Genomic DNA, 13,065 nt, shown 5'->3' with positions numbered 1-13,065 from the left:
CGGACGTTGCAGCGCGTTGGCGTCGACACCGCCGGTGAGCACCTTGCCCGAGGCCGGCACCACCGTGTTGTAGGCGCGCGCGAGACGCGTGATCGAGTCCAGCAAAATCACCACGTCGTTCTTCATTTCGACGAGGCGCTTCGCCTTTTCGATCACCATTTCGGCGACCTGCACGTGACGCGCAGCGGGTTCGTCGAACGTGGAGGCGATTACTTCGCCGGCCACCGAACGCTGCATTTCGGTCACTTCTTCCGGGCGTTCGTCGATCAGCAGCACGAACAGGATCACGTCCGGATGGTTCTGCTTGATCGCATGGGCGATATGCTGAAGCATCACGGTCTTGCCGGATTTCGGAGAAGCGACCAGCAGGCCGCGCTGGCCCTTGCCGATCGGCGCGATCATGTCGATGATGCGGCCGGTCACGTTTTCTTCGCCGCGCATCTCACGTTCGAGCAGCAGCACCTTGTTCGGGTGCAGCGGCGTCAGGTTTTCGAACATGATCTTGTGCTTCGAGGCCTCAGGCGGCTGGCCGTTGACCTTGTCCACCTTCACCAGCGCGAAATAACGCTCGCCGTCTTTCGGCGTACGTACTTCGCCTTCGATCGTGTCGCCGGTATGCAGGTTGAAGCGGCGAATTTGCGACGGGCTGATATAAATATCGTCCGTGCTCGCGAGATACGACGTTTCAGGCGAGCGCAGGAAGCCGAAGCCGTCCGGCAGCACTTCGAGCGTGCCGTCCCCGAAGATCGTCTCGCCCGTCTTGGCGCGCTTTTTAAGAATGGCGAACATCAATTCCTGCTTGCGCAGGCGGTTCGCACTTTCGATCTCGAGGCCATTGGCCATCTCGATCAATTCGGACACGTGCAGAGTCTTAAGCTCGGATAAATGCATACGGAGAACCCGCAGGAGAAGGTGCGACCTGAAATGAAATCTGGGAGGAGAGTGAGCGGAACCGCTCAGGGACTTAAGCGTCTTTTCGACGTTTTGCGGATTCTAGCATAGCACACGCCAATTTCAGGCAGCGTGGCATAAAGGCATCTTCTCATTCTGCGTGTTGTCAGCCGACAACACGCAGAACCGGTGCTTCGATTAAAGCAAATTACAGGTTGCCGTCGAGGAATGCGGTAAGTTGCGACTTCGACAGGGCGCCGACTTTCTGCGCCGCGACCGCGCCGTTCTTGAACAGAATCAGCGTGGGAATGCCGCGCACGCCGAACTTGACCGGCGTGGACTGGTGTTCGTCCACATTGATCTTGGCGATCTGCAGGCGATCCGCGTAGTCCTTCGCGACCTCGTCGAGGATCGGTGCAATCATCTTGCACGGACCGCACCATTCCGCCCAGAAGTCGAGCAGCACGGGTTTGTCGGATTTAACGACGTCCTGTTCGAACGATGCGTCGCTGATATGCTTGATTTGTTCGCTCATGTATGAATACCTCTCTCGGATCGAGGCCCGCCTGAATTGCTCGCCACGATACATCAAACTAAGAAAACTTCCGTTCGCGTTGCCGCAAAGGGAGCGCCTCTGGAACATTCCCGGACGACTCTCGCGAAGCGCTCCGGAATGCGCAGAATGCTCGGCTTTACGGGACATTCGTACGTCAGTTTAGCCTAAATTGCTATGCGTTGCCCGTGGTGATAGTACTCATGAGGGCAGTAGGGCCAAGGCCTGCCGGGCGAGCACTATCTGCTTCTACAGCGCCTATCTGGAGGCCGTTGCGGCGAACACAAGTGGCCCGGCTTCGAACTTTGTTCGGTTTGGCAGTCGCGCAGCCGGCCGAGCAATGGTAGAATCTTTCGTGACGGGCCTCCTCGCATGGAGGGGCGGTCAACCTGGTCAGGTCGGGAACGAAGCAGCCACAGCCGTTTTCCACCAGTGCCGAGGGTCGGGCTCGTCACCTTCCACTTCTTTGTCGTTGTCCTCAGGCTTTTTCCCCTGGCGCCATTCCGGTAGCAGTTGCGCTGCTCTACGGTCTTCGCTGCTTTCAACTATTTTTTTCTATCAGTTCATTAGCCGCTTTCAATGAAGCGGCAACGCATGCGCACGTGTGCTCGAACCGTCTTTGGACGCGATCGTTACTGATACAATTTCCCGATGACCTATCAAGTTCTCGCACGCAAATGGCGGCCGAAGGATTTCGCGTCGCTCGTCGGACAGGAGCACGTGGTGCGCGCGCTCACGCATGCGCTCGACGGCGGGCGTCTGCACCACGCCTATCTGTTTACCGGAACCCGCGGCGTCGGCAAGACGACGCTGTCGCGCATCTTTGCGAAGGCGCTCAATTGCGAAACCGGCGTGACCTCCACGCCGTGCGGGGTGTGCCGCGCCTGCCGGGAGATCGACGAGGGGCGCTTCGTCGACTATGTGGAGATGGACGCGGCGAGTAACCGGGGCGTCGACGAAATGGCGGCATTGCTCGAACGCGCGGTGTATGCGCCGGTCGACGCGCGTTTCAAGGTCTACATGATCGACGAAGTGCACATGCTCACGAACCATGCGTTCAACGCCATGTTGAAGACGCTGGAGGAGCCGCCGCCGCACGTCAAGTTCATCCTCGCCACGACTGATCCGCAGAAGATCCCGGTTACCGTGCTGTCGCGCTGTCTGCAGTTCAATCTGAAGCAGATGCCGGCCGGGCACATCGTGTCGCATCTGGAGCGGATTCTCGGCGAAGAACAGGTGCCGTTCGACGCGCAGGCGCTACGCCTGCTGGCGCGCGCAGCAGATGGGTCCATGCGTGACGCGCTGTCGCTGACTGATCAGGCCATTGCCTATTCGGCCAACCAGGTGAACGAGGATGCCGTGCGCGGCATGCTGGGCGCGCTCGACCAGAGCTACCTGATCCGCTTGCTGGACGCGCTCGCCGACGCTGATGGCGCGGACGTGTTGGCGATTGCGGATGAAATGTCGCTGCGCAGCCTGTCGTTTTCGACCGCGCTTCAGGATCTGGCGAGTTTGCTGCATCGGATCGCATGGGCGCAGTTTGCGCCGTCCTCGGTGCTGGACGAGTGGCCGGAGGCAGCCGACCTGCGCCGCTTCGCGCAAGCGCTGAGCGCCGAGCAGGTGCAACTGTTTTATCAGATTGCGACGATCGGCCGTAGCGAGTTGGGTCTTGCGCCTGACGAATACGCCGGCTTCACGATGACGCTGTTGCGCATGCTCGCATTCGAGCCGGCGCCGACAGGCGGTGGTGGCGCCGCCGGGCCCGCGTCGCGGCCGGCTGGTCCGGCTGGGGCGAATGGCGCGAAGCGGAGCGGGACGCCCGCCGTGGCTGCATCGCAGGCACAGGCGGTGCCGCTGTCTGCGGTCACGGTGCCGCCATCACCGGCTCGCAGTGCGGCAGCTGAGGGCGCGCGCGCCGACACGACGGATGCGCCTGTGCAGCCGGCTCCGGTTGGACGAGACGATGTCATGGTGCCAAATGCAAGTCATCGTGCCGCGGGCGAACCGGCACACGCGCCCGCGAATGCGGCAACCAGGACCGCGCAAGCCGCCGAAGCATCCCAACAGTCCGGCGCCGCTGCGCAGGCAGACGTGGCAATCCAGCCTGCCGCGGCTTCACTCGAATCAGGGCAGGGCGCGTCTGCCCAGGCCTCCACCGCTGCGGTTCAACAACCCGAGGCAGGCGAGTCTGCCGTGTCCGCGGCAGAGCCGACCGAAGACGCGCCCAAAGCTTCTGCAGAATCGTTCGACGCCTCGGCTGATCGCACCGCGGACGGTACGCGCGACGCAGCCCCGGCTGTAGCCGCAATATCGCCTGAGGCGCCCGCCGCACCTGCCGCCCGTGCCGAGCCCGTCGCTGCAGACGAAGCGCCGCGCCGCGTCGGCGGGGCCAGCGCGGCGCTCGACGTGCTGCGTAGTGCCGGCCTGAAGGTGTCGTCGGATCGCGGTCGCGCCAGCATTGCCGCCGCACCGAAGGTCGCTCCAGCCGTACAGCCGAAGCCGGCACCCAAGGTCAACGTTCCAGTGCCGACGCCCGGCACACCTCGTCGCACGCCGGAAGCCGCGCCCGCGCGTGCGTCGGCTCCGGCGCAACGTACCAGCACCGGCACCGGCAACGCGGATCAGGGTGCTTCGTCGATTCCCCCGTGGGATGACATCCCGCCTGACGACTATGTGCCGCTTTCCGCGGAAGACGATTATTTCGGCCCGCCAGACGACGGCTACGTGCCGGTGTTCAATACCGGCCCGGACGACGTCCGCGTCACGGCCGCTGCAACTGCGCCGGCGCCGGTCGACACGCGTCCGTTGCCGCCCGCGGTCGCGCTCGACGCCATCGGTTTCAACGGCGACTGGCCCGCACTCGCGGTCGGCTTGTCGCTCAAGGGAATTTCGTACCAGCTCGCTTTCAACAGCGAACTGATGGCGCTGGAAGGCACCACGCTCAAACTGAACGTGCCGGTGCCGCAGTACGCTGAAGCTTCGCAGGTTGCCAAGCTGAAAATGGCGCTGGCTGAGCGTCTTGGTAAACCGGTCGAGGTGCTGGTCGAGGTCGGTCCGGCGCGCCGCACGGCGGCCGCGTTCGACGCCGCTGCCCGCGCGCAGCGTCAGAAAGAGGCTGAACGGGAGATTGGTGCCGATCCGTTCGTGCAATCGCTGATCCGCGAGTTTGGCGCGAGCATCGTGCCCGGCTCGATCCGGCCGATCGCGCAGGACGCCGGCGGCGCACCGTCCACCCATTGATTCGCGGCGCCGCATGGCGCCATCTTCCCGAATTTCACGCTATCAAGAAGGAGCATGTCCATGATGAAAGGCCAACTCGCCGGGCTGATGAAGCAAGCCCAGCAGATGCAGGAAAACATGAAGAAGATGCAGGAGCAACTCGCTCAGATCGAAGTCGAGGGGCAGTCGGGTGCGGGTCTCGTCAAGGTGACGATGACGTGCAAAAACGACGTGCGCCGCGTGTCGATCGACCCGAGCCTGCTCGCTGACGACAAGGACATGCTGGAAGACCTCGTCGCCGCAGCATTCAACGACGCCGTGCGCAAGGCCGAGGCCACCGCCGCAGAAAAGATGGGCGGCATGACTTCAGGCCTGCCGTTGCCGCCGGGCTTCAAGCTGCCGTTCTAAACTCAGGCTGCGCAGGCTGGAGCGAACGCCCGCTCCGTCATGCTGCGGCACACGCCGCGCAGCATGACGGACGGGTTGCGCTGATGCGCGGCACTGGCCCTCCAGCCGTGATGTTTTCTCCCGCTCACACCCACTTCGACGCCGCCGGTTCCGCATGAAACAACCTTCCGCCTTGTCGGCGCTCGTCGAAGCGCTGCGCGCGCTGCCCGGTGTCGGGCCGAAATCCGCGCAGCGCATGGCGTATCACCTGATGCAGCACGATCGCGACGGCGCGGAAAAGCTCGGCCGTTCGCTGCTGTTCGCGACCGAGCATCTGCAGCACTGCGAGAAGTGCAACACGTTCACCGAAGCGCAGATCTGCGAGGTCTGCAGCGACACCGAGCGTGATCCGGCGCTGCTGTGCGTCGTCGAGACGCCTGCCGATCAGATCATGCTCGAACAGACCATGACCTATCGCGGCCTCTATTTCGTGCTGATGGGCCGCCTGAGTCCGCTCGACGGCATCGGTCCCAAAGAGATCCATTTCGACCGGCTGGTGAAGCGCGCGTCGGATGGCGTCGTCAAAGAGGTCGTGCTCGCGACCAATTTCACCAACGAAGGTGAAGCGACGGCCCATTACCTCGGCCAGACGCTCAAGGCGCGTGGCCTCGCTGTCACGCGCCTCGCGCGCGGCGTGCCGGTGGGCGGCGAGCTGGAATATGTCGACGCCGGCACGATCGCCCGCGCGATGCTCGACCGGCGCTCGCTGTAGCGCGGGCGCCTAGCGTATCGCGGCCCTGGCGCGAACGGCGAACGCCGAACGGCGAACGCCGCAAGCAACAACCCGCTTCGCACAGAATGAGGACAGCAGACTATGAGCACATCCCCTGACGAGACACGCCCCGCAGGCCCACTCGCGGGTGTCAAGGTGCTCGAACTCGGCACGCTGATCGCCGGCCCGTTTGCCGCGCGCTTTCTCGGCGAGTTCGGCGCGGACGTGATCAAGATCGAAGATCCGAAGGGCGGCGATCCGCTGCGCAAATGGCGCAAGCTCTATCCGGAAGTCGGCGGCACGTCGTTGTGGTGGGCCGTACAGGCGCGCAACAAGAAATCGGTCACGATCAATCTGAAGGCCGGGGAGGGCAAGGAGATCGTGCGCCGGCTGGCGAAAGAGGCCGATATCGTCGTCGAGAATTTCCGGCCCGGCCTGCTCGAAAAGCTGGGGCTCGGCTATGACGTGCTGTCGGCCGAAAATCCCGGTCTCGTGATGGTGCGGCTGTCCGGCTATGGCCAGAGCGGGCCGTATCGCGACCGGCCGGGCTTCGGCGCGATCGCCGAATCGATGGGCGGTCTGCGTCATATCACCGGCTATCCGGATCTGTCGCCGCCGCGCATCGGTATTTCAATCGGCGATTCAATTGCCGCGCTGCATGGCGTGATCGGCGCACTGATGGCGCTGCATCATCGGCAGATGAACGGCGGCAAGGGCCAGGTGGTCGACGTCGCGCTCTATGAGGCGGTCTTCAACATGATGGAGAGCGTCGTGCCCGAATACGGCGTGTACGGCATGGTGCGCGAGCGCACGGGCGCGTCGCTGCCGGGCATCGTGCCGTCGAACACGTATCCGTGCCGCGACGGCAGCATCGTGATCGGCGGCAATAGCGATCCGATCTTCAAGCGCCTGATGCTGGCAATCGAGCGCGAGGATCTCGCGAACGATCCTGCGCTCGTACATAACGACGGCCGCGTGCCGCGCACCCAGGAGATCGACGGCGCGATTGCCGCGTGGCTCGCGACCCGCACCATCGACGAGGCCCTCGAGGTGCTGAATGCCGCGGACGTGCCGGTAGGCCGCATCTACAGCGTCGCGGATATGTTTACGGATCCGCAATTCATGGCGCGCCAGATGATCCAGCGCTTCAAATGGCAGGACGGCCAGGAGATCACGCTGCCGGCGGTGACGCCGAAGCTCTCCGCGACGCCCGGCGAGACGCGCTGGCTGGGTCCGGAGCTGGGCGAGCACACCGATGAGGTGTTGCGCTCACTGGGCTACGACGCCGACCAGATTGCCCGATTGCACGCGCAACAGGTTGTTTGACGAAGGATGCGCGAACAAACGGCGTGTGGCTTGCTGGCCACACGCCGTTTCGGTTCCCTGCGCGATCAATTGGCCTCGAACAGGCTTCAGAGAGGCTTTAAACAGCCCTCAAGAAACGTTCTAGGGCGTAATCACGATTTTCCCAACCACCCGGCGCTGCGCCATCTCCCGCAGCGCACGGCCGGTTTCTTCGAGCCCATACTGCGCCGACACATACGGGCGCAGCTTGCCTTCGCCAATCCAGCCGACCATCTGCTGGAACGCTGCCGCGTTGTGCTGCGGCTCGCGCTTCGCAAAGTCGCCCCAGAACACGCCCACGAGGCTCGCGCCCTTGAGCAGTGCCAGGTTGAGCGGCAGCTTCGGAATCTCGCCGTTGGCAAAGCCCACCACCAGGTAACGGCCGCGCCACCCAATGCTGCGGAACGCCGGTTCAGCGTAGACGCCGCCAACCGGGTCGTAAATCACGTCCGGACCTTTGCCGTCCGTCAGGGCCTTGATGCGCTCGCGCAGATCTTCGGTGGCGTAGTTGATGGTGGCATCCGCGCCGTGCTTCACGCAGATGGCGAGCTTTTCGTCGCTTGACGCCGCCGCGATCACCCGCGCGCCGAGCGCCGTGCCGATCTCCACCGCCGCGAGGCCGACGCCGCCCGCTGCGCCCAGTACGAGCATGGTCTCGCCGGCCTTGAGCGCGCCGCGATCGACCACCGCGTGATGCGACGTTCCGTATGCCAGTGTGAATGCCGCGGCTTGCGCAAAGCCGATGCCCTCGGCGAGCGGCACGCAGGCCGCAGCGGGCGCCACCGCCTGCTCCGCGAAGCCGCCCTGACCGGTAAACGCAATCACGCGCGCACCCGCCTGAAACTGCGTCACGCCGGCGCCGACCGCGCGCACGATGCCCGCGACTTCCGAGCCGGGCGTGAAAGGCAGCGGCGGCTTGAACTGGTATTTGTTTTCGATGATCAGTACGTCGGGAAAATTGACGCTGGCCGCCTTGACGTCGATGACGACTTCGCCGGCTTGCGGCTCGAGGTCGGGCAGATTCTCGAGCGCCAGGCTCTCGGGCGGGCCGTACTGATTGCAGCGAATCGCGCGCATGGTGTCTCCGTATCGATCAGGTTCAGTCAAGGGATTCTGAAGTGTAAAGCAAGCCGAACGACCGTGCGTTTTCATCGCGCCGCAGGAATCTGGAGCAGGCAAGTCACGCGTGATACGGGCGCCGTGCGTCAGTCGTATCGGCGAGCCCCGGGTGTCGTTCGCGCGCCTTCTTTCCTCGGTTACAATCGCCGCATGCGAATCCTTCTGAGCAACGACGACGGTTATCTGGCGCCCGGCCTTGCTGCGCTTTACGAAGCGCTGAAGACCTTTGCCGATGTCACTGTGATGGCGCCCGAGCAAAACTGCAGCGGCGCATCGAACTCGTTGACGCTGTCGCGGCCGTTGTCGGTGCTGCGCTCGTCCGGCGGTTTTTATTACGTGAACGGCACGCCGACTGATTCGGTGCACATCGCCCTGACGGGCATGTTCGATCACGTGCCCGATCTGGTCGTATCCGGCATCAACAACGGCCAGAACATGGGTGAGGACACGCTTTATTCGGGCACCGTTGCCGCTGCCACCGAAGGCATCATGTTCGGCGTGCCGTCAATCGCTTTTTCGCTGGTCGACAAGGACTGGGGGCATCTCGAAGCGGCCACGCGCGTCGCTGCGGAAATCGTCGCGCACTATCTTGCGCATCCGCTGCCCGGGCATCCGCTACTGAACGTCAATATCCCCAACCTGCCGTACGAGCAGCTCGGCGAATGGCAGATTACGCGCCTCGGCAAGCGGCATCCGTCGCAGCCGGTGATCCGCCAGACCAACCCGCGCGGTGAACCGATCTATTGGATCGGGCCGCCGGGCAGCGCCCGCGACGCGAGCGAAGGCACCGATTTCCATGCCATCGCCAACGGCCATGTGTCGATCACGCCGCTGCAGCTCGACCTGACTCACACGCAGATGTTGCCCGCGGCGCGCGACTGGGTGCGCGCCGGGAGCGGCGCTTCATGACGAGCGAGCGCGCAAAGCGCTTTCCGCTTGGCCTCGAGGATCTCGTGCGCGAGCCACGCCGGCCCGAAGGGCGCCCGGGCGAGGTACGCGCAGCCAATCTTGCTGCTGCAGCGGATAACCGCGCAGCCGGAGCACGCGCGAAGACGCCCGCGCGTGGCGAGACCGCTGGCGCCCGCGCTGCACCGCCGCCGGCCAGGACGAAGGCCGCAGCGCCGGCCGCGGCGAAACCGGTTACGCAACCGGCCGCGAAAGCCGCTGCGACTCAACCCATGGCAACCAGGCCTGCCGCCCCGAAGCCTGCGATCCAGGCGGTCACCAAACAGGCCGCCATTCTGGCAAACCGGGCGGCGCCGAAGCAGTCCAGTGCGCCGCGGCCCGCCATCAAGCCCGTCGAACGCAGCGCGGCACCCAACGTGCCGTTGAACGGCGCGCTGGCGTTGACCTCGGAACGGGTTCGCGAACGCATGGTCGAACGCCTGCGGGCAAACGGCATCACCGATCAACGGGTGATTCATGCCATGTCGGTGGTGCCGCGCCATATGTTCGTAGATCCGGGGCTTGCGCCCCAGGCTTACGAGGACGCGGCGCTGCCGATCGGCCATCACCAGACCATCTCGAAGCCGTCGGTGGTGGCGCGCATGATCGAGCTGGCAGCGGCCGGCCGCACGCTCTCGAACGTGCTCGAAATCGGTACCGGCTGTGGTTATCAGGCCGCCGTGCTGAGCCAGGTTGCACGCGATGTTTATTCGATTGAACGTATCAAGCCGCTTTATGAGCGCGCCAAGACAAACTTGCGTCCGCTGCGCATTCCGAACATCCGGCTGCACTACGGTGATGGCCGGATCGGTTTGCCTGCGGTCGCACCGTTCGATGCCATTGTGATTGCCGCTGCCGGCCTCGATGTGCCACAGGCATTGCTCGAGCAACTTGCAATCGGCGGCCGTCTTGTTGCGCCGGTCGGCACGCAGGACGGCCAGACGCAGCAGGTGCTTACGCTCGTCGAACGCACTGGTCCTGCGCAATGGCGCGAGTCGCGGCTTGATCGCGTATTCTTTGTACCCTTAAAATCCGGAGTGATTTGACACCGATGAGTATGTTGCGCGCGATGCAAAGAAACAGCCTGAATGTTCACCTGACCGTAGCCCAGCGTAGCGTGTGCGTGGTCGCGCTCTCCGTGTTGACGGCCTGTGCGACACGGCTAGATAACGCGCCGGTCGTCGATCGTTCCGGCAACCTCAGCACCCAGGCCGCCCAGACCCCGCCGCCGGCCGTGCCGCTCGGGCCGCCGCCGCCGGGCTACTACCGCGTCAAGCCGGGCGATACGCTGTACCGCATCGCGCTTGAGAACGGCCAGAACTATCGCGACATAGCGGCGTGGAACAACCTGACCAATCCGAACCAGATCGAAGTCGACCAGCTGCTGCGCGTGGCGCCGCCCGGCGCAAACGTGGCGGCGCTGACGCCGGGCGTTGCAACCTCGCCGATCATCGGCGGCGGCGTGCAAAGTGCGCCGCTCAGCAGCTCGCCGGCACCTGTCACGGGTGTTGCCCCAGGTGCGGCGGCCGTGCCGCCCGTGTACGGTTCAGGTTCGACTGCAACGACGCTTGCGCCGCAAGCCGGCGCGAGCGACACGACTGCTGCAGCGCCTGGCAACGTCGCGTTCGCGTGGCCGGTGCGCGGTCCGATCCTCGGCACGTTTGACGACTCCACCAACAAGGGCGTCAATATTGGCGGGGCTGCCGGCGATCCGGTCAAAGCGGCTGCGGATGGTCGCGTCGTTTATGCTGGAAATGGGCTGCGCGGTTACGGCAATCTCATTATCATCAAGCATGATGCAACTTATCTCACCGCGTATGCACACAACCGCGCTTTGATGGTAAAAGAGGGGGACGCGGTGACCAAGGGGCAGAAAATTGCCGAAATGGGCAATAGCGATTCGGACCGTGTGATGTTGCATTTCGAAGTTCGCCGGCAGGGCAAGCCTGTCGACCCACTGAAGTATTTGCCGCCGCAATAAGCGATACGACCATGCCGAAATCGAAGCGCCGCCCGCCGCAAGCCGAGTCTGAAAAAATCAGTCGCGCCACGCAAGTTACGGTGGAGGACGGCGGTGCTTCGGAGGTCGAAGACGACAGCGTGGAAGACCTCGACAACGCGCGCGAACTCGACGAGCGCCAAAACGGTGCAGAAGAAGCCGGTGAAGCGCGCGAAGGCGCAAACGATTCCCCCCCTGACGCCGACGATTTCCGTGCCTTGCTGCAGGCCGAACTGACGGCTGATACGATCCAGCATTACCTGAACCGGATCAGCGTGAAGCCGCTCCTGACGGTTGAGGAAGAGCAGCGTTATTCGCGTCTCGCCAAGGCGGGCGAATTCGAGGCGCGTCAGGTGATGATCGAGCGCAATCTGCGCCTCGTTGTCAGCATCGCGAAGGGCTATCTGAATCGCGGCGTGCCGCTGCTCGATCTGATCGAAGAGGGCAACCTCGGCTTGATGCACGCCATCGAAAAGTTCGATCCTACGCGCGGTTTCCGGTTCTCTACCTACGCAACCTGGTGGATCCGTCAGAGCATCGAACGCGCCATCATGAACCAGGCGCGCACCGTGCGTTTGCCGGTGCACGTGATTCGTGAGCTCAATCAGGTGCTGCGCGCGAAGCGCCATCTGGAAAAGAACTCGATGAACTCGGGCGAAGCGGCGGACCGCCGCGACGCCAGTATCGACGACATCGCGTACCTCACAGGCAAGACCACCGACGAAGTCACCGACATCCTCGCACTGAACGAGCACACCGCGTCGCTCGACGCGCCGCTCGATCTCGACCCGGCGAGCAGCCTGCTCGATCTGCTGTCTGACGACCAAAGCCAGTCGCCGGATGCCGAGGTGCAGCACCGTGAGCTGGAGACGCTGACGCGTGCCTGGCTTGCAAGGCTGTCGGACAAGCATCGTCACGTGATCGAGCGCCGTTTCGGCCTCAATCATATCGAGCCGGCCACGCTCGAAGAGCTGGCCGACGAAATGGGCCTCACGCGCGAGCGTGTGCGCCAGATCCAGCAGGAAGCGCTGGTGCGGCTGAAGCGTTTCTTTGCCTCCAACGGTGTACGTAAGGACGCCGTTTTATAACCTGATGACACCGATTCTTGTTTTCGACATCGAGACGATTCCCGATGTCGCCGGCATTCGCCGTCTCGAAGATTTACCCGCCGCGCTGACCGACACGGAAGTCGCCGAGCACGCTTTTGCCGCGCGCCGCGAGAAGACCGGCAGCGATTTCCTGCCGCATCATCTGCAACGGATTGCGGCAATCTCCTGCGTGTTTCGCGACAACCATGGCTTTCGCGTGCGCTCGCTCGGCACGCCGACGGACGGCGAAGCGGCGCTCGTACAGTCGTTCTATCGCGTAATCGAGAAGTACACGCCGCAGCTCGTGTCGTGGAACGGCGGCGGTTTCGACCTGCCGGTGCTGAATTACCGCGCACTGGTGAACGGCGTTCCTGCGCACCGTTTCTGGGATCAGGGTGACGACGACCGCGACTTCAAGTGGAACAACTACATCAGCCGCTACCATGCGCGCCACACGGACCTGATGGACGTGCTGGCGATGTATCAGGCGCGCGCCAACGCGCCGCTCGACGCGCTGGCCAAACTATGCGGTTTTCCCGGCAAGCTGGGTATGGACGGCGGCCAGGTCTGGCACGCGTTCCAGGCAGGGCAGATCGAAGAGATTCGCAATTACTGCGAGACCGACGTGGTCAATACCTACCTGCTGTATTGCCGCTTCCAGTTGATGCGCGGCGGCTTTTCGGCGGAAGAATACGCTGATGAAATCGCGCTGGTGAAAAGCTCGCTGGCGCAGGAGCCGGCGGCGCAT

Annotated in this window: 12 protein-coding genes and 1 other RNA gene; 10 read left to right on the top strand and 3 right to left on the bottom strand. The window is 63.8% G+C overall.

Annotated elements, in window-relative coordinates; translation table 11 throughout:
- Together rho and trxA are read right to left on the bottom strand one after the other, a co-directional pair.
- Nucleotides 1–891, bottom strand: an 891-nt coding sequence (rho, locus tag VGH41_RS03590; protein ID WP_331595968.1) for a transcription termination factor Rho, incomplete at its 3' end; no start/stop codon positions are given.
- A 208-nt stretch (nt 892–1,099) separates the two neighbouring features.
- The gene (trxA, locus tag VGH41_RS03585; RefSeq protein WP_006048864.1) at nt 1,100–1,426 is read right to left on the bottom strand and encodes a thioredoxin TrxA; all 327 of its coding nucleotides are present in this window, start codon (nt 1,424–1,426) and stop codon (nt 1,100–1,102) included.
- A gap of 375 nt (nt 1,427–1,801) precedes the next feature.
- Between trxA and ffs the strand changes: the two genes are divergently transcribed.
- The 5 genes from ffs to VGH41_RS03560 all read left to right on the top strand — a co-directional run bounded on the left by ffs (nt 1,802) and on the right by VGH41_RS03560 (nt 7,148).
- An RNA gene (gene ffs, locus VGH41_RS03580) (signal recognition particle sRNA small type) lies at nt 1,802–1,900 on the top strand.
- A 195-nt stretch (nt 1,901–2,095) separates the two neighbouring features.
- Nucleotides 2,096–4,684: a DNA polymerase III subunit gamma/tau gene (locus VGH41_RS03575; protein ID WP_331595967.1), complete on the top strand. Its 2,589-nt coding sequence runs from the start codon at nt 2,096–2,098 to the stop codon at nt 4,682–4,684.
- Nucleotides 4,685–4,744: 60 nt separating this feature from the next.
- Nucleotides 4,745–5,071 (top strand): YbaB/EbfC family nucleoid-associated protein, encoded by a 327-nt coding sequence (locus VGH41_RS03570; protein WP_331595966.1) that lies wholly within the window; start codon nt 4,745–4,747, stop codon nt 5,069–5,071.
- 154 nt (nt 5,072–5,225) lie between these two features.
- Nucleotides 5,226–5,822 carry a recombination mediator RecR gene (gene recR / locus VGH41_RS03565; protein WP_331595965.1) on the top strand — a complete coding sequence of 199 codons (597 nt, stop codon included), beginning with the start codon at nt 5,226–5,228 and terminating at the stop codon, nt 5,820–5,822.
- Nucleotides 5,823–5,924: 102 nt separating this feature from the next.
- Nucleotides 5,925–7,148 carry a CaiB/BaiF CoA-transferase family protein gene (locus VGH41_RS03560; protein ID WP_331595964.1) on the top strand — a complete coding sequence of 408 codons (1,224 nt, stop codon included), beginning with the start codon at nt 5,925–5,927 and terminating at the stop codon, nt 7,146–7,148.
- A gap of 120 nt (nt 7,149–7,268) precedes the next feature.
- Here VGH41_RS03560 and VGH41_RS03555 read toward each other — a convergent pair whose 3' ends face one another.
- Nucleotides 7,269–8,243, bottom strand: a complete 975-nt coding sequence (locus VGH41_RS03555) for an NADPH:quinone oxidoreductase family protein (protein ID WP_331595963.1) — start codon at nt 8,241–8,243, stop codon at nt 7,269–7,271.
- 192 nt (nt 8,244–8,435) lie between these two features.
- On the opposite strand from VGH41_RS03555, the gene surE reads away from it, so the two are divergent.
- The 5 genes from surE to VGH41_RS03530 form a co-directional block, all read left to right on the top strand.
- Nucleotides 8,436–9,194 carry a 5'/3'-nucleotidase SurE gene (surE, locus tag VGH41_RS03550; protein WP_331595962.1) on the top strand — a complete coding sequence of 253 codons (759 nt, stop codon included), beginning with the start codon at nt 8,436–8,438 and terminating at the stop codon, nt 9,192–9,194.
- Nucleotides 9,191–10,276, top strand: a complete 1,086-nt coding sequence (locus VGH41_RS03545; RefSeq protein WP_331595961.1) for a protein-L-isoaspartate(D-aspartate) O-methyltransferase — start codon at nt 9,191–9,193, stop codon at nt 10,274–10,276. The genes surE and VGH41_RS03545 overlap by 4 nt, the downstream gene beginning before the upstream one ends.
- 5 nt (nt 10,277–10,281) lie before the next feature.
- Complete coding sequence (locus VGH41_RS03540; RefSeq protein WP_331595960.1) at nt 10,282–11,211, top strand: peptidoglycan DD-metalloendopeptidase family protein; 930 nt, start codon at nt 10,282–10,284, stop codon at nt 11,209–11,211.
- An 11-nt stretch (nt 11,212–11,222) separates the two neighbouring features.
- Complete coding sequence (gene rpoS / locus VGH41_RS03535; RefSeq protein WP_331595959.1) at nt 11,223–12,317, top strand: RNA polymerase sigma factor RpoS; 1,095 nt, start codon at nt 11,223–11,225, stop codon at nt 12,315–12,317.
- A gap of 4 nt (nt 12,318–12,321) precedes the next feature.
- On the top strand, nt 12,322–13,065 hold a 744-nt coding region (locus VGH41_RS03530; RefSeq protein ID WP_331595958.1), incomplete at its 3' end, for a 3'-5' exonuclease.

Origin of the sequence: Paraburkholderia sp. (assembly GCF_036488795.1) — a bacterium.
Lineage (GTDB): Bacteria > Pseudomonadota > Gammaproteobacteria > Burkholderiales > Burkholderiaceae > Paraburkholderia.
Note: the sequence above shows the minus strand (reverse complement) of the source record. Positions and strands in the feature narration are given on the sequence as shown.

Excerpts from the sequence above, each read along its gene's own strand:
- trxA (WP_006048864.1), bottom strand. The coding sequence starts at position 1,426 with ATGAGCGAACAAATCAAGCATATCAGCGACGCATCGTTCGAACAGGAC.
- VGH41_RS03575 (WP_331595967.1), top strand. The coding sequence starts at position 2,096 with ATGACCTATCAAGTTCTCGCACGCAAATGGCGGCCGAAGGATTTCGCG.
- VGH41_RS03570 (WP_331595966.1), top strand. The coding sequence starts at position 4,745 with ATGATGAAAGGCCAACTCGCCGGGCTGATGAAGCAAGCCCAGCAGATG.
- recR (WP_331595965.1), top strand. The coding sequence starts at position 5,226 with ATGAAACAACCTTCCGCCTTGTCGGCGCTCGTCGAAGCGCTGCGCGCG.
- VGH41_RS03560 (WP_331595964.1), top strand. The coding sequence starts at position 5,925 with ATGAGCACATCCCCTGACGAGACACGCCCCGCAGGCCCACTCGCGGGT.
- VGH41_RS03555 (WP_331595963.1), bottom strand. The coding sequence starts at position 8,243 with ATGCGCGCGATTCGCTGCAATCAGTACGGCCCGCCCGAGAGCCTGGCG.
- surE (WP_331595962.1), top strand. The coding sequence starts at position 8,436 with ATGCGAATCCTTCTGAGCAACGACGACGGTTATCTGGCGCCCGGCCTT.
- VGH41_RS03545 (WP_331595961.1), top strand. The coding sequence starts at position 9,191 with ATGACGAGCGAGCGCGCAAAGCGCTTTCCGCTTGGCCTCGAGGATCTC.
- VGH41_RS03540 (WP_331595960.1), top strand. The coding sequence starts at position 10,282 with ATGAGTATGTTGCGCGCGATGCAAAGAAACAGCCTGAATGTTCACCTG.
- rpoS (WP_331595959.1), top strand. The coding sequence starts at position 11,223 with ATGCCGAAATCGAAGCGCCGCCCGCCGCAAGCCGAGTCTGAAAAAATC.